The 24491-nt window shown below is 73.4% G+C and carries 22 protein-coding genes; 12 read left to right on the plus strand and 10 right to left on the minus strand.

Annotation, left to right across the window (positions count from 1 at the left end):
- The first annotated feature begins 11 nt into the window (after nt 1-11).
- Nucleotides 12-500, plus strand: coding sequence for a GNAT family N-acetyltransferase (locus ACFWEE_RS02820; protein ID WP_386885752.1), 489 nt, complete (start codon nt 12-14; stop codon nt 498-500).
- A gap of 263 nt (nt 501-763) precedes the next feature.
- Nucleotides 764-1690: a 1-phosphofructokinase family hexose kinase gene (locus tag ACFWEE_RS02825; RefSeq protein ID WP_386885753.1), complete on the plus strand. Its 927-nt coding sequence runs from the start codon at nt 764-766 to the stop codon at nt 1688-1690.
- A gap of 30 nt (nt 1691-1720) precedes the next feature.
- Here ACFWEE_RS02825 and ACFWEE_RS02830 read toward each other — a convergent pair whose 3' ends face one another.
- Complete coding sequence (locus tag ACFWEE_RS02830) at nt 1721-2797, minus strand: carbohydrate-binding protein (RefSeq protein ID WP_386885755.1); 1077 nt, start codon at nt 2795-2797, stop codon at nt 1721-1723.
- 142 nt (nt 2798-2939) lie between these two features.
- A complete protein-coding gene (gene cdgB, locus ACFWEE_RS02835; protein WP_386885757.1) occupies nt 2940-4610 on the minus strand; it encodes a diguanylate cyclase CdgB in 1671 nt (556 codons plus the stop codon).
- 471 nt (nt 4611-5081) lie between these two features.
- Here cdgB and ACFWEE_RS02840 point away from each other — a divergent pair, with 471 nt between their 5' ends.
- Nucleotides 5082-5603, plus strand: coding sequence for a flavin reductase family protein (locus tag ACFWEE_RS02840; RefSeq protein ID WP_386885831.1), 522 nt, complete (start codon nt 5082-5084; stop codon nt 5601-5603).
- Nucleotides 5604-5651: 48 nt separating this feature from the next.
- On the opposite strand, the gene arfB is transcribed toward ACFWEE_RS02840, so the two are convergent.
- Nucleotides 5652-6077 (minus strand): alternative ribosome rescue aminoacyl-tRNA hydrolase ArfB, encoded by a 426-nt coding sequence (gene arfB / locus ACFWEE_RS02845; protein ID WP_386885758.1) that lies wholly within the window; start codon nt 6075-6077, stop codon nt 5652-5654.
- Between the two features lie 270 nt (nt 6078-6347).
- Between arfB and ACFWEE_RS02850 the strand changes: the two genes are divergently transcribed.
- Nucleotides 6348-6923 (plus strand): TerD family protein, encoded by a 576-nt coding sequence (locus tag ACFWEE_RS02850; RefSeq protein ID WP_386885759.1) that lies wholly within the window; start codon nt 6348-6350, stop codon nt 6921-6923.
- A 160-nt stretch (nt 6924-7083) separates the two neighbouring features.
- Here ACFWEE_RS02850 and ACFWEE_RS02855 read toward each other — a convergent pair whose 3' ends face one another.
- Both ACFWEE_RS02855 and ACFWEE_RS02860 read right to left on the minus strand, forming a co-directional pair.
- Nucleotides 7084-8502 carry a M1 family metallopeptidase gene (locus ACFWEE_RS02855; protein WP_386885833.1) on the minus strand — a complete coding sequence of 473 codons (1419 nt, stop codon included), beginning with the start codon at nt 8500-8502 and terminating at the stop codon, nt 7084-7086.
- 208 nt (nt 8503-8710) lie between these two features.
- Nucleotides 8711-9307: a heme-binding protein gene (locus ACFWEE_RS02860; protein WP_386885761.1), complete on the minus strand. Its 597-nt coding sequence runs from the start codon at nt 9305-9307 to the stop codon at nt 8711-8713.
- A 151-nt stretch (nt 9308-9458) separates the two neighbouring features.
- Here ACFWEE_RS02860 and ACFWEE_RS02865 point away from each other — a divergent pair, with 151 nt between their 5' ends.
- From ACFWEE_RS02865 to ACFWEE_RS02875, 3 genes are all read left to right on the plus strand, one after another.
- The gene (locus ACFWEE_RS02865; RefSeq protein WP_386885763.1) at nt 9459-10922 is read left to right on the plus strand and encodes a sensor histidine kinase; all 1464 of its coding nucleotides are present in this window, start codon (nt 9459-9461) and stop codon (nt 10920-10922) included.
- Nucleotides 10919-11638 carry a response regulator gene (locus ACFWEE_RS02870; RefSeq protein ID WP_386885765.1) on the plus strand — a complete coding sequence of 240 codons (720 nt, stop codon included), beginning with the start codon at nt 10919-10921 and terminating at the stop codon, nt 11636-11638. The genes ACFWEE_RS02865 and ACFWEE_RS02870 overlap by 4 nt, the downstream gene beginning before the upstream one ends.
- A gap of 154 nt (nt 11639-11792) precedes the next feature.
- The gene (locus ACFWEE_RS02875; protein ID WP_386885767.1) at nt 11793-12290 is read left to right on the plus strand and encodes a hypothetical protein; all 498 of its coding nucleotides are present in this window, start codon (nt 11793-11795) and stop codon (nt 12288-12290) included.
- Nucleotides 12291-12364: 74 nt separating this feature from the next.
- Here ACFWEE_RS02875 and ACFWEE_RS02880 read toward each other — a convergent pair whose 3' ends face one another.
- Both ACFWEE_RS02880 and ACFWEE_RS02885 read right to left on the minus strand, forming a co-directional pair.
- On the minus strand, nt 12365-13090 hold the full coding sequence (locus ACFWEE_RS02880; protein WP_386885769.1) for a pentapeptide repeat-containing protein: 726 nt from the start codon (nt 13088-13090) through the stop codon (nt 12365-12367).
- A gap of 56 nt (nt 13091-13146) precedes the next feature.
- Nucleotides 13147-13761: a class I SAM-dependent methyltransferase gene (locus ACFWEE_RS02885; protein ID WP_386885771.1), complete on the minus strand. Its 615-nt coding sequence runs from the start codon at nt 13759-13761 to the stop codon at nt 13147-13149.
- Between the two features lie 195 nt (nt 13762-13956).
- Here ACFWEE_RS02885 and ACFWEE_RS02890 point away from each other — a divergent pair, with 195 nt between their 5' ends.
- Nucleotides 13957-14601 carry a dihydrofolate reductase family protein gene (locus ACFWEE_RS02890; RefSeq protein WP_386885772.1) on the plus strand — a complete coding sequence of 215 codons (645 nt, stop codon included), beginning with the start codon at nt 13957-13959 and terminating at the stop codon, nt 14599-14601.
- 143 nt (nt 14602-14744) lie between these two features.
- Here ACFWEE_RS02890 and ACFWEE_RS02895 read toward each other — a convergent pair whose 3' ends face one another.
- The 3 genes from ACFWEE_RS02895 to ACFWEE_RS02905 all read right to left on the minus strand — a co-directional run bounded on the left by ACFWEE_RS02895 (nt 14745) and on the right by ACFWEE_RS02905 (nt 19874).
- Entirely contained in the window at nt 14745-15233 is a 489-nt protein-coding gene (locus tag ACFWEE_RS02895) for a GNAT family N-acetyltransferase (RefSeq protein WP_386885774.1), read from the minus strand.
- Between the two features lie 173 nt (nt 15234-15406).
- Nucleotides 15407-18661, minus strand: coding sequence for a TIM-barrel domain-containing protein (locus ACFWEE_RS02900; protein ID WP_386885776.1), 3255 nt, complete (start codon nt 18659-18661; stop codon nt 15407-15409).
- A 271-nt stretch (nt 18662-18932) separates the two neighbouring features.
- A complete protein-coding gene (locus ACFWEE_RS02905) occupies nt 18933-19874 on the minus strand; it encodes an aminoglycoside phosphotransferase family protein (protein ID WP_386885834.1) in 942 nt (313 codons plus the stop codon).
- A 74-nt stretch (nt 19875-19948) separates the two neighbouring features.
- On the opposite strand from ACFWEE_RS02905, the gene ACFWEE_RS02910 reads away from it, so the two are divergent.
- The 4 genes from ACFWEE_RS02910 to ACFWEE_RS02925 all read left to right on the plus strand — a co-directional run bounded on the left by ACFWEE_RS02910 (nt 19949) and on the right by ACFWEE_RS02925 (nt 24466).
- Complete coding sequence (locus ACFWEE_RS02910) at nt 19949-20623, plus strand: rhomboid-like protein (protein ID WP_386885778.1); 675 nt, start codon at nt 19949-19951, stop codon at nt 20621-20623.
- Nucleotides 20624-20784: 161 nt separating this feature from the next.
- Nucleotides 20785-22206, plus strand: coding sequence for an NAD(P)/FAD-dependent oxidoreductase (locus ACFWEE_RS02915; RefSeq protein ID WP_386885779.1), 1422 nt, complete (start codon nt 20785-20787; stop codon nt 22204-22206).
- Between the two features lie 151 nt (nt 22207-22357).
- The gene (locus ACFWEE_RS02920) at nt 22358-23017 is read left to right on the plus strand and encodes an HAD family hydrolase (protein WP_386885780.1); all 660 of its coding nucleotides are present in this window, start codon (nt 22358-22360) and stop codon (nt 23015-23017) included.
- 204 nt (nt 23018-23221) lie between these two features.
- Entirely contained in the window at nt 23222-24466 is a 1245-nt protein-coding gene (locus ACFWEE_RS02925; RefSeq protein WP_386885782.1) for a cysteine desulfurase-like protein, read from the plus strand.
- The last annotated feature ends 25 nt before the right edge of the window (nt 24467-24491 follow it).

Raw genomic sequence — 24491 nt, forward strand, 5'->3', positions numbered from 1 at the left:
ACGCTGTCCACATGTTGATCAGGGAAGCCACCGAGAAGGACTGGCCCGACATCTGGCCCTTCTTCCACGCGATCGTCGCCGCCGGCGAGACCTTCACCTACCCCGCCGACCTCGACCAGGACCAGGGCCGTGACTGGTGGCTGCTGACGCACCCGAGCCGCACGGTCGTCGCCGTGGACGACTCGGGCACCGTCCTCGGCACCGCCAAGATGAACCGCAACCACCAGGGCAACGGCTCGCACATCGCGAGCGCCAGCTACATGGTCGACCCGGCGCACTCGGGCCGGGGCGTGGGGCGGGCACTGTGCGCGTACACCGTGGACTGGGCGCGTGAACAGGGCTACCGCGCCATGCAGTTCAACGCGGTGGTGGAGACGAACGCCCACGCCGTGAAGCTCTACGAGTCGCTGGGGTTCGAGGTCATAGGCACCCTGCCGGAAGGCTTCCACCACCCGAAGGACGGGTACGTCGGGCTGCACATCATGCACCTGCGGCTCTGAGCGGGGCCGCGGCGATCCACAGCCGGCCGATCCACAGCCGTCCTGTCCGGACCGGCGCCGCGCGGCTCCCTCGCGGGCGAGGTGGTGGCCGCCCGCTGCTCGCCCTCCGGACACCCTCTGGGCCCTTTGCCGTCTCTTTGGCATGATCACGGGCGTGACGTTCCCTCGGCACCGCACGTCCCGCCGCCGGAACGCCACATTCCAGTAGGCGGGACCGGCAAGCGGCCCGGCGAACGAGAGAGAAGGACCGGGGGCGAGTCCAGGTGATCCTGACCGTCACGCTGAACACCGCACTCGACGTGACCTGCACCGTCGCCGATCTCGTCCCGCACAGCCGCCACCGGGTGAGCGACATGGTCGAACGGCCCGGCGGCAAGGGCGTCAACGTCGCCCGGGTGCTCGCCGCGCTCGGACACCCCACGGTCGTCACGGGGTTCGCCGGAGGCCGCACCGGGGCACTGGTGCGCGAACTGCTCGCCCCGCTGGGCCCCGAGGACGCCCTCGTCCCCGTCGCCGGAGAAACCCGTCGCACGGTGACCGTCGTCGAACGCTCCAGCGGACGCACGACCCGGCTCGACGAACCCGGTCCCGAGGTCGGACCCGCCGAGTGGGCCGCCCTGCTGCGCACGTACGAGCAACTGCTCGGCGGCGCCACGGCCGTGGCCCTCTGCGGCAGCCTGCCTCCGGGCATCCACGTCGGCGCCTACGCGGAACTCGTCCGCCGCGCCCGCGCCGCCGGGATACCCGTGCTGCTGGACACCGGAGGGGAACCGCTGCGCCGGGGCATGGCCGCACGGCCCGACTTCGCGAAGCCGAACGCCGACGAACTCGCCCGCCTCACCGGCTCCCGGGAGCCCCTGCGCGCCGCCCGCGACGCCCGCCGTCGCGGTGCCCGCTCGGTCGTCGCCTCGCTCGGGGCGGACGGCCTGGTCGCCGCCACCGAGGAGGGGACCTGGCGCGCCACGCCGCCCTCCGCCGTCCGGGGAAACCCGACGGGGGCGGGCGACTCGGCGGTGGCCGGGCTGCTGTCCGGGCTCGCCGAGGGGCTGGCCTGGCCGGAGCGGCTGGCCCGTGCGGTGGCGCTCTCCACCGCGACCGTACTGGCCCCGGCTGCCGGGGAGTTCGACGCGGACGCCTATGCGGAGCTGCTGCCCCGCGTAGGCGTGGAACCACTCACCTCGGCGCTCTGACCCACCGGCGCGGCGGCTCGCGCGCGATCCCTACTGCTGCTGCCCGGCCTTCAGCGAGAGCTGGTCCAGGTTGGCGTCGCAGAGGTCGCCGACCTCGCAGGAGAGCTTCAGGGTGTTGGAGCCCTTGGTGAGGTTGACGTAGGCGTAGGTGTTCGTCCACCCCTTCGCCGCGTCGCCCTCCGCCGCCTGCGCGTAGTTCTTCATGTTGATGGAGCGGGGCGCCTCGGCGTTGACCGTCAGGGTCGTCTTGGCGTCCTTGCCGGGCACGCCGTACGTCACGTACAGGGTGTACGGACCGGCCTTCGGCACGTCGACCGTCCAGGTGGCCGACCGGCCGACCTCGTTGAGGCTGATGTACTGGCCGCTGGCGCTCTTCGCGCCCGGGACGGTGTTGTCCAGGGTGGCCGTGCCACCGAGGGTGAGCGCCGCCGCGTCCTGCTTCGGCAGTTCGACCGGCTCGTCCGAGGCGCTGGGCTCGGGCGAGGCGGACTTCTCGGTGTCGGCGCTGGGCGCCACCGAGGACGCGGCCTCGCTCTTCTTGTCGTCCTTGTCGGCGCCGTCGCCCGTGGTCAGGGCCACGCCGATACCGATCAGCACGACGGCGACGACCACGATCGCGCCGGCGAGGATGGCCTTCGTGTTGGGGCCGCCACGGCCGCCGTTCCCACCGCTGCCGCCGTTGCCCGCGCGCCCGGCGCCGCCGTGCCCGACCGAACCGGACGCCGTCACGGCGGTGGCACCGCCGGGGTAGGTCTCGGGAGCCGCGTACTGGGCGGTGGGCCGGCCGTAGGGCTGCTGGCCGTACTGCTGCTGCTGCGGCTGGCCGTAGGACTGCTGGGGCTGACCGTACTGCTGCGGGGGCTGCTGACCGTAGGGCTGCTGCTGGCCGTACGCCTGCTGCGGCGGGACCTGCCCGTACTGACGCTCGCCGACGGCCCGCACCTGGTTGTAGGAGGTCCGGGGGACGCCGCGCTGAGCCGCCGGCCCGGGGTAGCCGTAGCCGCCGCCACCGGGCGGCTGGGCGCCCGCCGCCTGCCCGTCCGCGTACAGATAGCCGAACGGATCGTCGTCCTCGGGCTTGCTCTCGCCGTTGTTTCCGGCCGTCATCCCTGGGTCACTCCTCACCATGTCGCCAGCCGTCGCCGACCGGGCGAGCCTACCTCGTACGGAGCATCCGCCGAATGTGCGACGGTCTCCGCCCCCTGCTCACCCTCAGTACGGGGCCAGGCACCGGACCGCCGGATGAACGTCAACCGGCCCTGCGGTGAACCTTCGCCCGGGACCGCTTCTCGACGTACATCCGCTGGTCCGCCGAGGCCAGCACCTCCTCCACGCTCATCCCGCACTCCGCCCAGCCGATGCCGAAACTCGCACCGACCCGGACCGCCCTGCCGTCCACACGGATGGGCGGGATGATCGCGTTCCGCAGGCGTACCGCCAGGTCGGCGGCGTCCGCCGCACCGAGCCCGTCCGCGAGCACGACGAATTCGTCACCCCCGAGGCGGGCGACGGTGTCCCCGTCCCGCACACAGGTGCTGAGGCGGCGGGCCACCTCGATCAGCACCGCGTCGCCCGTGGTGTGGCCGAAGCGGTCGTTGATGGACTTGAAGCCGTCGAGGTCGCAGAAGAGGACCGCGAGCCCCTTCGCGCCGTCGTCGCGCTCCGGGTCCGGCGCCACCGTGTGGACGTGGTGGTCGTAGGGGAGGGAGCCGGACCCCGGATCGAGGTCGTATCCGTGGCCCCGGGCCTCCACGTCGCCGTAAGCGGCGTCCAGCGCCTCGATCGCGGTGGCCGCGGTGGCGTGCGGACGCTCGCAGAGCCGCTCGCTGAGCCGGGACCGGAGCTCCGCGCTGTTGGGCAGTCCGGTGAGGGCGTCGTGCGAGGCGCGGTGCGCGAGGTTGAGCTCGTGCCGCTTGCGCTCCTCTATGTCCTCCACGTGCGTGAGGAGGAAGCGCGGCCCGTCCGTGGTGTCCGCCACCACCGAGTTGCGCAGCGAGACCCAGAGGTACGTGCCGTCGCGGCGGCCGAGCCGCAGTTCGGCCCGCCCGCCCTCGGCGGACGTACGGAGCAGAGTGCCGATGTCCTCGGGGTGGACCAGATCGGCGAAGGAGTGGCGGCGCAGTACCGAGGCCGGGCGGCCCAGCAGCCGGCAGAGCGCGTCGTTGGTACGGAGCAGCCGCCCGTGCTGGTCGCCGCCCACCTCCGCGATGGCCATGCCGCTGGGGGCGTACTCGAAGGCCTGGCGGAAGGACTCCTCGCTGGCCCGCAGCGCCTGCTGCTCGCGTTCGAGGCGGACCAGCGCACGCTGCATGTTGGCGCGGAGCCGGGCGTTGCCTATCGCTATCGCGGCCTGCGAGGCGTACATCTGGAGGGCCTCGCGGCCCCAGGCGCCGGGGCGGCGGCCGTTCCCGGGACGGTCCACCGAGAGCACCCCGAGCAGGTCCCGGTGGTCCCCGCGGTCCCCGCGGTCCCCGCGGTCCCGGCCGTTGCTGGCGTACATCGGGGCGTAGAGGCGGTCCAGCGGGTGCCACTCGTCCTCGAAGCGGGGTTCGGGGCCCTCGGTGTGCCACTGCGGCACGTCGTCGTCGAGGAGAACCCAGCCCTCGGTGTGCGGTATGAACCGCAGGTCCTCCCAGGCCTCCCCCATGGTCAGCCGGCGTTCCCAGGCGTCGCGGGAACCGGTGCGCCCGGTGATCAACGCCTCCGCGGCGTTGTTGCCCGCGAAGGCGGCCACGACGAGCTCACCGTCCGGCTGGACGAGATTCACACAGCCCAGCGCGTAGCCGAGACCGGTGACGAGTCCGTCCGCCACGGTCTGCAGTGTGTCGGCAAGGCTGCGCGCCGAATTGAGATCAGCGACGGCCTGGTGCAGCTGCCGCATGGTCGCAAGACGGACGTAGGGCTCCGACTCGGCCTCCATTGCTCGCTCTCCCCGAGACCTCGACAGCAACTCCAGATGTCATATCGACGTACTTATCGCAGTGTTCTCGCCACTGAATCACAGTGAGCTGTGCGGCCGGTACACAGGGTCAACAAATATCGCTCTCTGTGAGTCATGTCACAACGCAACGTAAAAGCGCGTCAGCTTGTTCCGCATGGCGCCCCATCCACTCCGGCGCACGCCCGGCGCACCCGCACCCGGGGCCGGTGTTCGCCGCTCGTACGCACGACCGGCACGCGCCCCCGGCGCCTGCGGGCACGCACCTGCGGCATGGAAGCGCACCACCGGTTCCGCCGATATATGCGCTATGCACCTTCTTGGCCCGGAGACCTAGGTCTCGACTGGTCCCCTGGCCCGATGCGGGCCCGCACCGGCCGCGGCTAGCGTGCGAGTGTGCCGCAGACGAAGACCCTCACCCCGAGCCCCGACGCCGTCCCCCATGCTGAGGGGGTGAGCAACGACGAGTTCCGGGCCGCTCTCGCGCGGCTGGCCGCAGGCGTGGTGCTGGTCACCGCCGAAGAGCCGACCGACGCCGAGGACGAGCGCGGCGAAGAGGCCGGGATGACCGCGACGGCGTTCCTCTCCGTCTCGCTCGACCCGCCGCTGGTGCTGGTGAGCCTGCGCAACGACTCCCGCATGGACGACCTGCTGGCCGAGCAGCCGCTCTGGGCGGTCTCCGTCCTCGCGGCGGAGCAGCGGCAGATCGCGTCCCGGTTCTCGATGAAGGGCCGGATCAGCGACCGGCTGCTCTTCGCGGACATCCCGCACGTGCGCGGTGAGGCCTCCGGGGCGCCGCTGGTGAACGGGGCGCTGGCCACGCTGGAATGCCGGACCGAACAGCGGGTCCTGGCGGGCGACCACACCCTGGTGATCGGACGGGTGCTCACCGCGCACGTACCGACGACGGCGGACGGCGGCGAGCCGCTGCTCTACTTCAAGGGGAACTACCGGACGCTGGGCCGAGGGGCCTGAACCGGCACCCGCGACGGTCGTCGGCGGCCGGGAACGCGCCCGTCCGCGTCACCAGTCGCGGCCGGAGCGGCCCCGCTTGGTGTCGCTCCGCTGCTTCTTCTCCCGCAGCCGCCGTTCGTTGATGCCGCGCGGGATCTTGCGCTTCCGGCGGGGCGCCGGCGGCGGGGCCGTCGCCTCCGCGAGCAGCGCCGCGAGCCGCACGGCGGCCGTCTCGCGGTTGCGCCACTGGGAGCGGTGCTCGGAGGCGCGTACGGACACCACCCCGTCGGTCAGCCGGGACGCCAGCCGCTCCAGCGCGCGCTCCTTCCAGACCTCGGGCAGCGCCTCGGTGGCGGCGAGGTCGAAGCGCAGCTCCACCTGGGTGTCGCTGGTGTTGACGTGCTGCCCCCCGGGCCCGGAGGACCGCGAGAAACGCCACATGAGCTCGGCCTCCGGCAGGGAGACCGCACCGCGGATGACATAGGGCCCGGACATGACACCCAGTCTCCCCGGCGTCCGGGCGGTCCGTCACCTTCTTTTGACGGGACGCGGACGGGAGCGGGCCGCGGGCGGACCCGCGGGCGGCGGGCGCGGTACGGGCCGGTGGGGCCGGGCGCGCGACGGAGGGGACGTACCGGGACGAAAGTTCGGCAAAGAAAGTAAAGGGACCTGGAACCTCGTGGCCTCCTCCTCGCGTTATGACGGGTGACGGTAGCTTTCGTGAGGGCACGAAGCCCGCGCACATGACGAGGAAAGGGACTTCCCATGGCAGTAAGCCTGTCCAAGGGCGGCAACGTCTCGCTCACCAAGGAGGCACCGGGCCTGACCGCCGTCACGGTCGGCCTCGGCTGGGACGTCCGCACCACCACCGGCACCGACTTCGACCTCGACGCCTCGGCGATCGCGGTGAACCCGACGGGCAAGGTCGTCTCCGACGGCCACTTCGTCTTCTTCAACAACAAGTCGACGCCGGACCAGACCATCGTCCACACCGGTGACAACGTCACGGGCCAGGGCGAGGGCGACGACGAGCAGATCAACGTCAACCTGGCGGGCCTGCCGGCAGACGTGGACAAGATCGTCTTCCCGGTCTCCATCTACGACGCCGAGTCCCGCAGCCAGAACTTCGGCCAGGTGCGGAACGCCTTCATCCGCATCATCAACCAGGCCGGCGGCACCGAGATCGCCCGGTACGACCTCAGCGAGGACGCCGCCACCGAGACCGCCATGGTCTTCGGCGAGCTCTACCGCAACGGCGCCGAGTGGAAGTTCCGCGCGGTCGGCCAGGGTTACGCCTCGGGCCTGCGCGGCATCGCGCAGGACTTCGGCGTCAACATCTGACGCGACCCGCGCCCACCCGCGCAGTGGGTACACCACGCTCAGGGCCTCCCCCGCACACGCGGCGGAGGCCCTGAGCGATTCGGTCCGGCGGATCGCGCCGGTCGGTGTGCTGCCGGCGCGCGGGGAGGTCAGCGCGCCGGGAGGTCAGTGCGCCGGGAGGTCAGTGCGCCGGGAGGTCCGGTTTCGCCGGGTCGGCCGGGCGCTCGTCGCCGTACAGCCAGACCGACCAGAGCCGGGACAGGTCCAGGCCCGTCGCCTTCTCCGCGTACGCCGTGAAGTCGGCCGTCGACGCGTTGCCGTGCCGGTGGGCCCTGGTCCAGCCCCTGAGCAGTGCGAAGAACCGCTCGTCGTCGTCCACCGCGAGCCGCAGCCGGTGCACGACCATCGCGCCGCGTCCGTACACCGGCGGCTGCGAGACGTCGGCGGCGGTCGGCGGCTCGGCGGGCGGGAAGGCCCAGTTCGCGTCGTCGGCGTACGCCTCCTCGAAGCTCTCCCGGGCCGGGGTGTCCTCGTGGTCCTCGCTCCAGAGCCATTCCGCGTACGTCGCGAAGCCCTCGTTGAGCCACATGTCCCGCCAGGTGGCCGGGGTGACCGAGTCGCCGAACCACTGGTGCGCCATCTCGTGGACGAGGAGCCCCGTGGTCGGCGGGCCGGGGTAGTACGGCCGGCTCTGCGTCTCCAGGGCGTACTCGGAGTCCTCCGCCCGGTCCACGATCGCGCCCGCCGAACGGAACGGGTACGGCCCGAACCGCTCCGCCTCCCAGTCCAGGATCTGCGGAATCCGGGCGAGTTCGGGCTCCGCCTCCGCCGCCACCTCGGGGTCCACCGCGGTGAGGACCGCCAGACCCTCGTCGGTGCGGGACTCCTTCGTGACGAACCGGCCGATCGCGACCGTCGCGAGATAGCTCGCCATGGGTTCGGAGGTGCGCCAGGTGTACGTGGTGCGGGCGGGATCGCCCGAAGCGCCCTCGGTGGCGCGCCGGGCGACGAGTTCGCCGTTGGACACGGCCGTCAGCCCCTCGGGGACGGTGACCGCGACGGTGTAGGTGGCCTTGTCGCTCGGGTGGTGGTTGCCGGGGAACCAGGCCGGCCCACCCGCCGGCTCACCGAGGGCGACGGCCCCGTCCGCCGTCCGCAGCCACCCCTCGTGGCTGCCGTCCGCGTCCGTCAGGGTGCGGGGCGCGCCGGAGTAGCGCACGACCGTCTCGAAGGTGCGGCCCCTGCGGAGGCGGTCGGCGACCTCCGCGTCGGGGCGGAGGACCAGCTCGCCGCCCGCCCGGTTCACGGCGGCGGGCCGCCCCTCGACGGTCGCCCCGGTGACGTCGAGCCCGACCAGGTCCAGGTGGAAGGCGCTCAGGTCCTGGGTGGCGCGGGCGGTGATCGTCGCCGTGCCCGTCAGCTGCTCGGCCTTGCGGTCGACGGCGAGGCGGAGGTCGTAGTGGGTGACGTCGTAGCCGCCGTTGCCGAGCTTCGGGAAGTACGGATCGCGCACCCCGGCCGCGCCCGGCGTCCCCGCCACCCCGGCGTCGCCGGTACAGGCCGTGGCCGTACAGCCGAGGACGGCGCAGGCGAGCAGCAGCGCACCGGCGCCGGGCCGACGCGTGCGGGTCCGCCGAGGCGCGGGACCACTCCGAGGTGCGGGACCACTTCGACGTGCGGGACCACTCCGAGGTGCGGGACCACTCCGACGTGCGGGGATGCGCGGATTCACGGCGCGATCCTATGTACCGGGCACGCACCGCGCCCGCACCCGCGCGAGGGCGGGGCGCCGGGCGCGGGAGACGCGGTCAACGGGTGAGAGCGGCGACCCCCGCGCGGGCGAACTTCTCGTCGAGGTCCCCGCTCGGGGCTCCGGCGACGCCGACCGCGGCGACGGGAGCGCCCTTGACCTGGACCGGGGCGCCGCCCGCGAGGAAGAGGGTGCCGGGGATGTCCTTCAGCGTCGGGGCCTGGTCCAGGCGCTTCACCAGTTCGGAGGTGGGGGCGTTCCAGGAGACCGAGGTGTACGCCTTCTTCTCGGCGGACTCGGGGGACTGCGGCCCGGCGCCGTCGCCGCGCAGGCTGACGATCGTGTTGCCGTTCCGGTCGACGACCGCGACGGAGACGCGCTGGTTCTCCTTCTGCGCGGCCTCGAGCACGGCCTGCGCCGCCTTCGTGGCGGCGGCGACGGTGAGGTGGGTCGACTGCTGGAGGTTCCGGCTCGCGGTGTCGGCCGAGGCCGCGACGGGAGCGGACGCGGGGGCCGAGGCGCTGGCGGAGACCGCGCCGAAGGTGCCCGCGCCCAGGGCGGCGACGGCCACCGCCCCGGTCAGCACCCGGGCCCGCAGCGAGAACCTGCGAGTGGCGGAGGCGGGGGACGAGGGGGTGGCGGAAGTGACGTTCATGGCGGTTTCCTCCGGGGGTCGGTGCGGCGCCCGGCCGGTCGGCGGTGGCGCTCCGGTATCGATGCTCCGGCCGGAACACAGCCCGTACCGTCGTCGTACCGGCTGGGCCTCCGACGCGGTCCGGTGGACCCTTCCGTCGGCCGATCGGTTGATGCGCGGGCAGCCCCGACGGGTCACCATGGAGGAGGCACGGGCGCATCCGCCCAGCTCACGGCATACGCGGCGGAGCCCGCCGCACGGCCGCGAGCACCGACGACAACGAGCGCGAGGCGGGTACGAGGTGCGGTGGAGAACCGGTCCGGGGCGGGACGGACCGGCGGGCGGTGCTTCCGCCGGACCCGGCTCGTCCGTGGCGCGCACCCCCGATCCGGACGCCCGGTGGCTGGCGCTCCTGCTGCACGCCGCGTTCTTCCTGCTGCTGGGCGCCTCGCTCACCCGCTTCCTGATGCACCACCCCGGCGAGGCCCGCACCCCGTGGGTCATCGGGCTGTCCGCCGCCCTCGCCGTCGTCCACGCCCTCGGCCCGGTGCTCGGCTCGCGGCCCACCCCGCGCCGGTTCGCCTGGCTCGCGGGGCTGGTCGCCGTCTGGATGGTGCTGGTCGTCCTCGCGCCGAGCTTCGCGTGGTGCGCCGTACCGCTCTTCTCCACCGGACTGCGGCTCCTCCCGCCCCGTGCCGCGCTCGTCCTGGTCACCCTGCTCACGGCGTTCGTGGTGGCCGCGCAACTCCGGCTCGCCACCGGCTTCGACCCGAACCTCGTGCTGGCACCGCCCGCCGTCGCGGCCGTGGCGACCGCCGTCCTCGTCCACGTCCGCCGTCAGGCCGACCGCCAGCAGGAACTCGCCGTACGCCAGCGCGAACTCATCGAGGACCTGGTCCGGACCCGGCGCGAACTGGCCGCGACGGAACGCCGCGAGGGCACCCTCGCCGAACGCCAGCGGCTCTCCATGGAGATCCACGACACCCTCGCGCAGGGCCTCTCCAGCCAGCAGATGCTGCTCCAGGCCGCCGAACGCGTCTGGGACACCGGGCCGGACACCGCCCGCGCCCATGTCCGTACGGCGGCGGGCATCGCGGCCCGCGACCTCGCCGAGGCCCGGCGCTTCGTCCACGACCTGGCGCCGGCCGACCTCGCGGAGGGCGAGGGTCTGGAGGCGGCCCTCCGCGCGCTCGCCGCACGGGCCACCGCGACGGGCGGGCCCGCCGTCCGCCTCCACGTGGAGGGCGCCGCGCGGTACCCGCTGCCGGACCGGGTGCAGTCGGCGCTGCTGCGCATCGCCCAGGGCGCCCTCGCCAACGTCGCCGAACACGCCGGTGCCGCCGCAGCCGCGCTCACCCTGACCCACCTGGACGACCGGGTGGTCCTCGACGTCGCGGACGACGGCCGCGGGTTCGCCGCGGACGCACCGGCGGCAGGCGCCGAGCAGCGGGGTGGTCCGCCGCGCCGGGGCCACGGGCTGCCCGCGATACGCGCCCGGGTACGACAGCTCGGCGGCCGGCTCACCATCGAGTCGACTCCCGGCGAGGGCACCGTTCTCTCGGCGGAGATTCCGCTGCCCGACCCCGACGAGCCCGCCCGTCATGGCGAGCACGCCACCCCCGAGGAGCCCGTATGACCCGCCGTACCGTACGCGTCCTGGTCTGCGACGATCACGCCGTCGTGCGCGCCGGGCTGCTCGCCCTCCTCGGCAGTGAACCGGACCTCGACGTCGTGGCCGAGGCAGCCGGCGGTGAGGAGGCCGTGGTCCTGGCCGCCCGGCTGAACCCGGACGTCGTCCTCATGGACCTCCAGCTCGGCCCCGGCATGGACGGCGTCGAAGCCACCCGCCGGATCACCGCCGGGGCGGGAGGAAGCGGCACGGGAGGGAGCGGCGGCGCGGGCTCGGGCAGCGGTGCGGGAACGGGCAGCGGTGCGGGCGGACGTGGAATCGGTGCGGGGCCGCACGTGCTCGTCCTCACGACGTACGACACCGACGCCGACATCACCCGGGCGATCGGCGCGGGCGCCACCGGCTATCTGCTGAAGGCGGAACGCCCCGAGGAACTGTTCGCCGCGATCCGGTCCGCCGCTCAGGGGCGCACCACGCTCTCCCCGCCCGTCGCGGACCGGGTGATGGCCCGGCTCCGTACCCCGCCTCCCGCGCTCACCGACCGAGAGCGGGACATCCTCGGGCAGCTGGCCCGGGGGCTCGGCAACCGGGACATCGCCCGCGCGCTCTTCATCAGCGAAGCGACGGTCAAGACCCACCTGGGGCGCATCTACGACAAGCTGGGCGTCGAGACCCGCGCCGGAGCGGTCGCCAAGGCCAACGAGCAACGCCTGCTCCCCTGAGCCGGGGCAGCCGGCCCACGGCCCCCGGCCCACGGCCCCCGGGCCGGGACTCCCGGGCCGGTGGTCCCGGCCCGGGGGTGGCGGTGCCGCAGGTCACCCGGGGTCCCGCCCTCGGCCGTCCCGCCGCCCGCTCCCGGCATGACACCATCGAACCGTGCTCGACATCGGCTACTCCCTCTCTCGTCGCTTCCCCGACCCCCCGCAGACCGACTACCGCCGCGCGGACGTCCACGCGCTGCGGCACGACCTGTTCTCCGGGGACGTGTACCTCGCTGACACCAAGGCGGACCGCGAAGTATCCACAGCCTGGGGATGGGTGCCGGTACTCGACTTCGCGTGGGCGCTCTGCGACATCGTCGAGCAGCTCGACCAGGACCCGCGCGGCAATCGCTCGCACAAGGAGCAGTACGCCGAGCTGGACTTCACCGAGTCCAGCGACCGCATGCTCTTCGCACGCCGGTTCGGCTGGGTGAACGTCGAGGCCGACTGGATGCACCCCGACGAACCACCGCTCACTTTCGGCCACTCACTGCTGCGCCGCGAGGCCCGTGACTTCCTCCAGGACCTGATCGCCGACCTCTCCGACATGCACGAGGGCCTTGCCGACAACCCGGTGATCTGGGACCTCCAGGCCCGCTTCCCCCGCCTCTGACCACGGGCCCCCGCCTCCGCCCGGACCAGGCTCCGCCCGGTCACGGCTCCGCCCGGACCACGGCGACGCCCCGGTCACGGCTCCACCCGGACCCCGATCTGTGCCGCGAACGCCGGGGCCAGTTCCATCAGCTGCACCGGGCTGATCACCGCGCCCGCCAGCCGTTCCACACCGCGCGCGATGTCCAGCTCGGCGGCGGGCCGCAGGTCCACCGAGTCCATCGTGGCGTTGCTGAAGTCGGCACGCCGCAGCACGCAGTCGCGGAACTCGACCCGTACCAGCCGGGCGTCCGCGAAGTCGGGCTCAAAGAGCACGCACCCCTCGAAGACGACGTCGGTGAGCCGTGCCCCGCGCAGGTTCAGGTAGTCGATCTTCCCGCCGCGCACCAGGACCCGTTCCAGCACCGCCCCGTGCATCTGCACCCCGCCGAGGCGCGCGTCCACGATCTCCACGTCCCGCAGCGACGCCTCGGCCAGCTCGGTGGCCACGCCCCGTACGCCGGTCAGCACCGAGTCGAGGAACCGGGCCCGCACCAGCTCCGTACGGTCCAGCGCGCAGCCGTCCAGCGCGCAGTCCATGAACCGGGCGCCGCGCCCCGACTGATCGGCGAGGTCCACGGAGGAGAACCGCAGCCCGTCGTAGTCGCCGTCCGCCTCCAGCTCGGCGTCCGCGTACGGGACGAGCGGCGGCAGCCGCACCTCCGGCCGCCGTGCCGCCGCGATCTTCTTCCGCCCTCCGACGCCCCTGCCGGTGCCGCCCCTGCCAGTGCTGTTGCTGTTCCTGCCCGCGCTCGCTGCCATGGACCCATCGTGGCGTACGGGACCGACAGCCCGGCGTCCCCCTGGGCGCCGCTCTGTCAGCCCGCCCGGCGCAGGCCCACCGTGGACCAGCGCACGCCGGAGCGGCCGTGCAGGTCCGCGCGCCCGCTGACGTGGACCGTGCTCAGCCCCTGCTCCCGGCCGCGCTCGACGGTCTCCTCCACCGATACGTCGAACATCCGCCGGCCCGCCGGAACGGGCCCGTGTCGCAGGGTCAGGACCACCAGACCGCCCGGGGCCGTCACCCGGCCCAGCGTCTCCATCCCCGCCGCCCGCTCCCCCTCGTCCAGATGCATCCAGACGGCGGTCAGCAGCACCAGGTCGAACCGCCGCCCCAGCGCCCGTACCGCCCGCAACTCCGGCAGCTCGTCGTCCAGCCACTCGACGGGCCGCGCAGCGTGGATCGCGCGCCCCCGCTCCCGCAGCCCGGCCGTCGGCTCCACGGCGACCACCGCGTGCCCCAGCGCCGCCAGCGCGGCGGCGTCCCGCCCGCTCCCCGCCCCGATGTCGAGCACCGCGCTGGGCCGTTCGGGGAAAAGATCCATCACCTCGCGGTGGACATCGGCGAAGGTGACACTCTCGTACTGTTCCACCAGCGCCTCGGCCGCCTCGGCGTAACCAGCGGTGCTCGAACTACTGTTGGCTCCTGTCACACCCTTGATCCCCATCCCTCGTCTTCTCCGGTTTCACGGTATCCGGGTGCTACCGGTACCGAACGATCCGGCCGACCTCTCCGACCTGGACGCCCGGACGGCCCGCCTGGGCCGCACGGGCCGAACGGACCGATGAGTTCCACTCGCCGGTCGAGTCCCCCAACTGTGAGCGCCCCCCGTTTCGAGGAGGAACAGATGACCCAGCTTCTGCGCGTACAGAACTTCACCGTGTCGAGCGACGGTATCGCCGCCGGCGAGGAACAGACCCTGGAGCAGCCCTTCGGCCATGTGGACCCCCAACGCCTCATGGCCTGGGCCGGAGCCACCGCGGGCTGGCCCAACCGCACCGACGGCAAGGGCAGCCGAGGCCTGGACGACTACTTCACCCGCGACTTCTCCCACAACATCGGCGCCGAGATCATGGGCCGGAACAAGTTCGGCCCGCAGCGCGGCCCCTGGACGGACCACGAGTGGCAGGGCTGGTGGGGCGACGAACCCCCCTTCCACACGCCGGTGTTCGTCCTCACCCACCACGAGCGCCCCTCGATCGAGCTCTCCGACACCACGTTCCACTTCGTCGACGCCGACCCGGCCACGGTCCTCGCCCAGGCCCGCGAGGCCGCCCAGGGCAAGGACGTTCGTCTCGGCGGCGGCGCCACCACCGTCCGCGAGTTCCTCGACGCCGACCTCGTGGACACCCTGCACGTCGCGGTATCCCCGCTGAAGTACGGCTCCGGGATCAAGCTCTGGGACTCCCCCGACGAACTCCGCGACCGCTTCCACCTGGACGTGGTCCCGAGCCCGAGCGGGGTGACCCACCACCTTTTCTGGCGGAAGTAGCGGAGCGGGGGTACGGGCCGCCGGGGCAGGTACGTGGCTGTGGGACGAGCGGGGGTGCCCCGCGCGCGGGGCGCACACTCCTTGGCGACCAACGACGACGCGACTCCTGAGGCCACCCCCAACAGATGGCCAGGACCACGTCCCTAGCCGACCGTCTCCGACGACCCCAGCTCGGCCAGCGCCTCGTCCGTCAGCCGGTACACGGTCCACTCGTCCTGCGGGCGGGCACCCAGGGACTCGTAGAAGCCGATGGACGGGGTGTTCCAGTTGAGCACCGACCACTCCAGGCGGCCGTAGCCCCGGTCCACGCAGGTCCGGGCGAGTTCGGTCAGCAGGGCCTTGCCGTGGCCGCCGCCCCGGCGCTCGGGGCGTACGTAGAGGTCTTCGAGGTAGATGCCGTGGACACCGCGCCAGGTCGAGAAGTTGAGGAACCAGAGCGCGAAGCCGACCGTCTCGCCGTCCTCGTCGGAGACGGCGATGTGGGCGTAGGCGGCGGGCCGTTCGCCGAAGAGGGCCTCGTGCAGCTGCTCCTCGGTGGCCCGCGCCTCGTCGAGCGCCTTCTCGTAGTCGGCCAGCTCACGGATCATGGCGTGGATGACGGGGACGTCTGCTGCGGTGGCGGTACGAATCATGGGGGCAGCGTAGACGCGGTGGGGAGACCGGCCGGCCGCCCGCCCCCGCGACAACGGCGGCCCCGCGCGCCCCGCGATGCCGAACGCCGACGCGTTCGTCATCCGGTGCGCGCGGGGCCGCCGGCGGCTTCGACCACCGTGGACCGGCCGCCGGGCAGCCGCGACCGGCGGCGTTACCGCACGGTCACCTCCGCCCCGGCGTGCACGGACTGCCCCGGAAGGCTGACCGTGAGGGTGCCCGTGGCGCTGTCCCAGTGGTACGCGTCGTGGGAGAGGCGCTTGCCGTGGACGGTGACCTCGGTGGGGGCGTGGGTGGTGCCCAGCAGGGAGAGGGTCCAGTCGCGCTTCTTGACCTGGCCCTTGTAGGAGCCCTTGGCCGCGCCGATCTTCACGGTCCTGAGCGTGCTCGTGCCGGAACCCTTCCTCGACGCCTTCTCCTCGTAGGTGACGGTCGTCGTGGCGCTCTTGACCTTCGTCGTCGCGGTGGTGCCGTCGTCCTCGTACAGCTGATACGAGCCGTCGGCGCCGGAGGCGATGGAGAGGGTGACGTCGGTGAGAGGGTTGCGGTCGTTGTCGGTGACGTTCTTGGTGCGGGTGGGCATGATGCCGCCGGACTTGATGAAGACGGGCATCGTGTCGAGGGTGGTGGCCACGTTCTGCGTGGTGCCGCCCTGGTAGGTCTTGCCGGTGAACCAGTCGGTCCACTGGCTGCCCGCCGGGAACCACACCGGGGTGGTGGTGGACTCACCGGGCGTGGTCACGGGGGCGACCAGGACGTCGGAGCCGTAGAAGTACTCGCTGTCGGACGCGGCGTAGGCGGCCGGGTCCTCGGGGTACTCCAGGTAGGTCGGGCGGACGATCGGTACGCCGGTGCGGTTCGCTTCCTCGGCGAGGGTGTAGGTGTAAGGCACCAGGTTCTCGCGGAGGTTGAGGAAGGCGTCGGCCGACTTGCGGGCCGCCGGGCCGTACTGCCAGGGCAGCCGGTCGCTGTGGTTGCTGTGCAGGCGGTCGACGGGCTGGAAGGTGCCGAGCTGGACCCAGCGGGCGTACAGGTCGTCGGGGAGCTTGTTGGTGCCCTCCGCGCCGGTCAGCCCGGTCGTGTCGACGTGGCCGCCGATGTCGTGGGTGATGGAGGCCATGCCGGTCGCCGCGGACTCGCCCGGGGTGTAGCCGACCTCGAAGCGCAGCGTGCCCCAGGTGGAGAGGGTGTCGCCGGTGAAGTGGAGGGTGGTGCGCTTGTCCGCCCAGGGCCCGGTCGGCAGGGCCTGCTGGCCGCTGTATCCGCCGGCCTGGAGCGAGCCGTAGGCGCGGGACATGACGAAGCCGCGGCCGATGGCCCGGTCGGAGTCGTCGGCGTAGCTCTGGTTGATCCACGCGTCGGGGGTCACGCCCTGCAGCGAGGACTGCGAGGAGTCGCAGCACCAGTCGAGCCACCAGAAGTCGACGCCCTGCTCGTCCATGGTCCGGTGCAGGTCCATGTACGCCTTGAGCTGGTCGGCGTCGCCGAAGTCGAAGGTGTAGCAGTCGCTTCCGCAGGCACCCTTGGCGAGCTTGCCCTTGGCGGTGGCCTGCGCCTGGGCGAACTGCGGGTCGGAACCCTGGATGCTCGGGTGCGTGTTGAGCGTGTTGTGCAGGCCCTGCTCCTTCGACCAGTCGAAGAAGCCCTCGGCGTCGGGGAACTTGTTCTCGTCGATCTCCCAACCGCGCCAGGTGTCACCGGCCTTGAAGTCGGTGTCGGTCACCAGGACGTCGAGGGGCACGCCCTCCTCGCGGAACGCCGGCAGGATCGTGTCCTGGTAGTCGGCGGCCGTGCGGTCGATGTACTCCGAGTACCAGACCCCGTAGGCCCAGGTGGGCAGCAGGGCGGGCGGCCCGGTCAGGGTGGCGAGGTCCGCGAGGCCCTGCTTGTAGTCGTGGCCGTACCCGAAGACGTAACCGTCCTGGTAGGGCGAGCCGCCGTGCGCGGGGCGGGGGCGGACCTTCTTCGACGTGAGGTCGTACAGGGCCGACGGGGAGTCGTCGAGGAGGTACCAGCCGTCCTGGCTGAGCAGGCCCGGCGTGGTGGTGACGGGGGTCGCGTTGTCGCCGTTCACGCCGTCCAGGCCGCGGCGGTAGCCGCCGAGCGCGAGGTGCGGCTGCGGTGCGGGCGACTTCGGGGAGGCCACCGAGACGGTGTCGGCGTTGACGTGGCAGCTGCCGCCGTCGGGGCAGCCGAGGGTGATGTCGTTGGCGCCGGCCTTGAGGGCGACGGAGACGGAGGCGGTCTGCCAGTCGTCCCAGTCCTTGGTGGCGGGCAGTTCGAGGGTCGCGGTCGACGCGGTGGCCCCGGCCGAGGACCCGGTGCTGGTCACGGAGGCGGTGCGGGTCCGGTGGAGGCCGTCGCCGCCCTGGCCGTTGGCGTACCGCACCCGGAGCGTGTAGACGCCGTCGGCGGGGACGCCGACCAGGTGGGTGGTCAGGCCGGAGCCCTGGTTGAGTTCGGCGACGAAGCCGGTGCCCGCGTACCCCCGGTGGTTGAGGGCGCCGGTGGCCGAACCGGCCAGCCGCGCCGACTCCGCCTCACAACTCGTGCCGTAGAGGCAGCTCTTGACGGCGGTCGTGTTGACGGAGGGGTACGAGTCGTCTCCGGCGGCCAGCAGGGCGACGCTGTCGAGGTTGACCGAGCCGGAGTCCGTGGCGGTCCGCGTCACCGCGACCGTGTGCTGCCCCTTGGTGAGCTTCAGCTGCGCGGTGGCCGTGGCCCAGGTGTCCCAGTTGGCGGTGGTGGGCAGTTCCACCTTCTGCGGGGTGCCGCCGTCGACGGTGAGCGAGAGGGTGCGGGTCTCCGACTTGCCGTCGCCGCCCTGGGCGTTGGCGTAACGCAGAGCGAACCGGTAGACACCGTCGGCTGTGACATCGATGTCAGTGGAGACCGAACTGCCGGTGGCCTCGAAGCCCGCGGCGAAGGCGGCTCCGGTGTGGCCGCCGTGGTCGGACGCCGTGCCGAGACCCGCGAGCCGGAGGCTCTCCGCCTCGCAGAGCGCACCGAGCCCGCAGACGAGCCGCTGCCATGGGGCGGCGGTCACGGGCTGCTTGCCCGCGTCGAGCTGGACGGAGAAGTTCTGGGAGTCGAACGCCCCGGAGCCGACCCGGTAGCGCAAGGTCATCGCGCTCGTCCGGACGGTCAGCCAGCCGTCCTTCGTCTGCGCGGTGTAGGCGGTCGGCTTGAATCCGTCCCGCCCGATCGCGTTGAACGTCGGGTCGTCGGTGAACCTGCCGTCGCCCGCGTACTCGGTACGGACCAGGGTCGGCGAGAGGATCTCGAAGCGGGCGCCCCCGGAGGTGACCGTCGGTATCCGAGTGCCGTGGCTCCCGCCGGCGGCGGCGGTTCCCGCACCGGCGGTCAGGGTCGTCGAGGCGGCCACGGCCAGGGCGGCGACGGCACCCACTCTCCGGCGTACTCGTGGACTTCCACCACGGCTCTTCGATGCGGCTTTCACACGCGACTCCGTTCTGCTGTCCGCCGGTCAACGGCTCATCCCTGCCGTGCCGACCACTTTTCCCACGTTGCAAAATCGACCACTCGGCATGCAGGAGAACACGCCGTCTCGCGCCGTGTCCATAACGCTGCACCGTGTGAGGAAAGTTGGCGGCCGGGGCGGTTGAGGTGTCCGCAATCCCGGGGTGGCCCATGCCAGTTGGCCGTACGGTGACCGGCTGTCACCGGCCCAGCAGCCGCCGGGCGATCTCGGCGTGGTCCGGGGCGAGGGTGTGCGCACCCTCCCTGCTGTGCCAGAGCACGTTCTGGAGGACCCGGCCCAGAGTCCAGGCGCGCGCCCGCTCCCGGTCGTACCCGGGCCCGAGCGCCTCGCTGAGGGCGTCGAAGCGCCAGATGATCTCCGCGGGGTCGAAGCGGTTGTCGAGCGCGGGGAAGAGCTCGAATCCGGGGTCGCCCGCCAGGGGCTTCGGGTCCAGGGCGACCCAGGTGTGGGCACGGTCCGTACCGGGGCGCCCGGCCAGGACGTTGTCGTAGTGCAGGTCCCAGTGGAGCAGCCGGTCGCCCGGTTCCCCGGCCACCTCGCGCAGCGCCGCCGCGCAGTCCGCGACCAGCCGCCGCTCCTGGTCGTCGGCGAGGGCGGCCAGGGCGCGGGGTGTCTCCGCGAGCATCCGGGCCGCCATCTCCGCCAGCGTGCGCAGCCCCGGCGGCGCGGGCACCGCAACCAGCCGGGCCAGCACCCGCGCGAGGACGCCCACCGCCTCCCGGGCGTCGGGGACCGCCGACAGCGGGCGATTCTCGTCCAGGCGCTCCAGCAGCATCGCGCCGGTCTCCGGGTCGTGGGCGAGCAGCCCGACCGCCCCGGCCCCCGCCTCGCCCCACGTCCGCAGCGCGAGCGCCTCACCCGCCGACTCCTCGTCCAGCAGCTGGAGTTTCAGCGCCCCCGGAAAGCCGTCCGGGAGGTCCGGGACGCCGTCCGGGAGGTCCGGGACGCCGTCCGGCAACTCCCCCGAAGCGTCGCCGACGGACCGGACCACCGGCAGGACCAGCGCGCACATCCCGCACATCGGCCGCCCGTCGACGCGCAGCCCCCACTCCCGGAGGTAGCGGGCGGCCAGCCCCGGCAGCGCGTCGGTGAAAGCCCTTCCGGCCGCCCCGCGGAACATGGTCTGGGTGGCGATCAGCTCTTCCGGGATGTCGATCACGCCACCGATCGTAGGACCGTGCGTCAATCGGGACCATGGAGCGAAACCGCCCGGCAGCAGCCGTCGCCGCCGCGATCGGCCGCTGGACGGCCCGATCCCCGGGTACCTACGTCTGGTTGACGGTCCTCCTCGTCACCTCCCACCTGCTGGGCCCGCTGCTGCCCGCGGCCGGGGAGTTCGTCCGGCTGCCCGCGCCCGCCGATCCGCACACGCTCGCGGACCGCCCGTCCCAGGTGTTCCTCGCCGGTCTGCTGTGGCTGCCGGAGGGCGGGCACTGGGTGCTCTGCGCGGTGCTGTTCACCCTCTTCCACGCGCCCGCCGAACAGTGGCTGGGGACCCTGCGGTGGTGTGCCGCGGTGGCCGTGGCGTACGTGCCCGCCGGGCTGCTCGCGGAGGCCGTGCTGCTCTGGGCTTCGCGGCACGGGCACGCACCCCTCTCCGCGTCCAACTCCCTGGTGTACGCCACCGATCAGGGGCTGGCCGGGATCGCGGCGGTGCTCACCTACCGGCTGCCGCGCGTGTGGCGGTACGCGTACGCCTTCGCCGTCCTCGTGTTCTGCGGGGTCCCGCTGGGAGCCGGGCCGGACGTGACCGACCTCGGCCGGTTCACGGCCGCCCTCGCCGGACTGGCCTGCTACCCGCTGACCCGGGGGCGCGGTACGGCTGTTGCCCGCCGCCCCCGCGCGACGGGACGGGCCGCGGCCCAGTAACCTCCCGCATCGAACGGCACTTCGCGCGAGCGACGTGCCCCACGCGCCGCACGGCACTTCGCGCGAGAGCCGTGCGGCGCGTGCGGCGCGTGTGACGCGTGTGACGCGTGCGGCGACCATGGTGATTCCCGTCCCCCAACGACCCTGACGGCAGAGGCGACATGAGCAGCGACAGAACCGCCGGGCCCCGCCGGGAGACCACCGACGGCGGCATATCGTTCTGGTTCGCGCGGGCGGGCTTCCCCGCGCCCCGCGAGCCCCTGCCCGGCGACACCCATGCCGACGTCTGCGTCGTCGGCGGCGGTTTCACCGGGCTCTGGACGGCGTACTACCTGAAGCGGGCCGTCCCCTTCCTCAACATCACCGTGCTGGAAGCCAAGTTCTGCGGTTACGGCGCCTCCGGCCGCAGCGGCGGTCTGCTCTCCGGGACCGTCGCGGGCCGCGACCGCTACGCGCGGCTGCACGGCCACGACGCGGCGGTACGGCTCCAACGCGCCATGAACGACACGGTCGGTGAGGTCGTCCGGGTCGCCGCCGAGGAGAACATCGACGCCGACGTCCACGCGGGCGGCGCCCTCGGCGTGGCGTACACGCCCGCGCAGCTCGCCCGGCTCAAGGACCACCATGCCGTCGAGATCGCGTTCGGCGAGCGGGACCGGGTGCTGCGCGGGGCCCGCGAGACCGCCGAACGGATCAGGGTCAACGGCGCGGTCGGCTCCACCTGGACCCCGCACGGCGCCCGCCTCCACCCGGCGAAGCTGGTCACCGGGCTCGCGGCGGCCGTCGAGGCGCTCGGCGTCACCGTCCACGAGTCGACCCCGGTCACCGAGATCCGCCCCAAGCACGCCGTCACCCCGTACGGCACGGTCCGCGCCCCGTACGTGCTGCGCTGCACCGAGGGGTTCACCGCGAGCGTCAAGGGCCACCGGCGCACCTGGCTGCCGATGAACTCCTCGATGATCGTCACCGAGGCGCTGCCGGCCGCCCTCTGGTCCACGCTGGGCTGGGAGGGCCGCGAGACCTTGGGCGACCTGTCGCACACCGGGACGTACGCCCAGCGCACCGCCGACGACCGGATCGCGCTCGGCGGCCGGGGCGTGCCGTACCGCTTCGGTTCGCGGACCGACGACGACGGACGGACCGGGCCCGCAACCGTCGAGGCGCTGCGCGCACTCCTCGTCCGGCTCTTCCCCACCACGGCGGGCGTCTCCGTCGCCCACGCCTGGTCCGGCGTGGTCGGCGTGGCGCGGGACTGGAGCGCGACGGTCGCCCTGGACCGCTCCACCGGCCTCGGCTGGGCGGGCGGTTACGTCGGCTCGGGCCTCGCCACCGCCAACCTCGCCGCCCGCACCCTGCGCGACCTGATCCAGCAGGACTCCGGCCAGGCGGGCCCGACCGGGCTGACCGCGCTGCCGTGGGTGAACCACCGGGTCCGCCGCTGGGAGCCCGAACCGCTGCGCTGGCTCACCGCCCGCGGCGCGTACGCCGCCCGCCGCGCCGCCGACCGCCGCGAGGCCGCCTCCTCGCGCGCCGACTCGGACCCGCTGGCCAGGCTGGCGGACCGGATCGCCGGGAGGTGCTGAGGGGGCGAGCTGTGGGGGCGCGCGGAGGCGGCGCGGGGAGCGCGGCGGGGCACCGGGCGCACGGGGGCCGGTCCGGTGACGCGCGACCGTCACACGGCTGCCGGGTGGTGCGCGGCTTCCGCCGCCCGGCAGGTACCCCTACGCTGCGGCCATGACGGCGAACCCCGTGCACCCCTTCGACCTGGTGATCTTCGACTGCGACGGCGTCCTGGTGGACAGCGAGCGCATCTACGTCAAGGTGGACGCGGTCGTCATGGCGGAGCTGGGCGCGGCGTTCACCGAGGCGGAGATCATCGAGCGGTTCGTGGGCTCCTCCACGGAGGTGCTGCGGGCAGCGGTGGAGGAGCGCATCGGCAGGCCGCTGGCCGACGACTGGGACGCGCCGTACTCCCATCTCTACCGCGCCGCGCTCGCCGGACTCACCCCCGTCGACGGCATCCCCGAGGTGCTGGCCGCGCTCACCGTCCCGTACTGCCTCGCCTCCAACGGCTCCCACCGCTCCATCCGCCGCAGCCTCGCCACGACCGCGCTCAGCCACCACTTCGAGGGCCGCGTCTTCAGCGCCGCCGACGTCGCCCGGGGCAAGCCCGCCCCCGACCTCTTCCTGCACGCCGCCCGCACCCTGGGCGCGGACCCGGCGCGGTGCGCGGTGATCGAGGACAGCGCATACGGGATCGCCGCCGCCCGCGCCGCCGGGATGCGGGCCTTCGGCTACAGCGGCGGCCTCACCCCGGCGGCCCGCCTCGAAGGCCCCGGCACGGTCGTCTTCGACGACATGCGCACGCTGCCGGGTCTGCTGGCGGCCGGCTGACGCTCCCCCGCCCGCCCGTACCGCCCCATACCGCTTCGGTCCTGTCCCGCCCCGCCTCCGTCCCGCACCGCCCCTCCCGTCCCGCGTCCCGTACCGCCCCGGGCGCGCGGTCCCCGCTCCCACCAGGCACCATCGGTGTCCGGGGCGGCACCCGTACGCCGCCTCCGGGCCCGCGGGTCCGCCGCCCACCTCTCCGGAGCACGCATGTCCTACGACGTCCACGCGGTCCGCGCGCAGATCCCCGCCCTGAAGTCCGGTTCCGCGCGCTTCGACGCCCCCGGGGGCACCCAGACCCCGCAGCCGGTGATCGACGCGATCGTCCACGCCCTGGCCCACCCCCTCGCCGTGCGGGGCGTCCAGAACGAGGGCGAGCGCAACGCCGAGGCCATCGTCGCCGGTGCCCGCTCCGCGCTCGCGGACCTGCTCGGGGCCGACCCGCGCGGCATCGTCTTCGGACGCAGCTCCACCCAGCTCACCTACGACCTCGCGCGCACCCTCGCCAAGGGGTGGGGCCCCGGCGACGAGGTGGTGGTCAGCCGCCTCGACCACGACTCCAACATCCGCCCGTGGATACAGGCCGCCGAGGCGGCGGGCGCGACCGTCCGCTGGATCGAATTCGATGCGGCGACAGGCGAGTTGACTCTCGACCACGTGCGGGACGCGCTCGGGGAGCGGACCCGGCTGGTCGCCGTCACCGGCGCCTCCAACCTCATCGGCACCCGCCCCGACCTGCCCGCGATCGCCGCTCTCGTGCACCGCGCCGGAGCCCTGTTCCACGTGGACGCCGTGCACCTCGCCGCGCACGCCTCGGTCGAACTCGACGCGCTGGGCGCGGACTTCCTGACCTGCTCGGCGTACAAGTTCCTCGGCCCGCACCTCGGCGTCCTGGCGAGCCGGCCCGAACTGCTGGAGACCCTGCACCCCGACAAGCTGCTGCCGTCCACCGACGCGGTCCCCGAGCGTTTCGAACTGGGCACGCTGCCTTACGAGTTGCTGACCGCAGCCCGCGCGGCCGTGGACTTCCTCGCCGGGCTGGCACCGGCGCCCGGGGGAGCGACGACCGAAGGAGGGACGGCCGGCCGGCGGGCGCGCCTGGCCGCCGCCTTCGAAGCGATCGAGGCCCACGAGGACGCCCTGCGGGAACGCGTCGAGACCGGACTCGCCGCACTCGACGGCGTCACCGTGCACTCCCGCGCCGCCCTGCGCACCCCGACCCTGCTGCTCACCTTCCCGGGCCGCTCCGCCGCCGACGCCTCGCGCCATCTGGCCGCCCGTGGTGTCGACGCCCCCGCGGGCTCCTTCTACGCCCTGGAGGCCTCCCGCCACCTCGGCCTCGGCGACGCGGGCGGGCTGCGCGTCGGCCTGGCCCCGTACAGCAGCGAGGAGGACGTCGAGCTGCTGCTCGACGCCCTCGCCGACTACCTCGCCACCACACCCGCCGGCGACTGAGCGGGGCGGGGAGCCGCCTGCCGCC

Source organism: Streptomyces sp. NPDC060184, assembly GCF_042728795.1.
GTDB lineage: Bacteria > Actinomycetota > Actinomycetes > Streptomycetales > Streptomycetaceae > Streptomyces.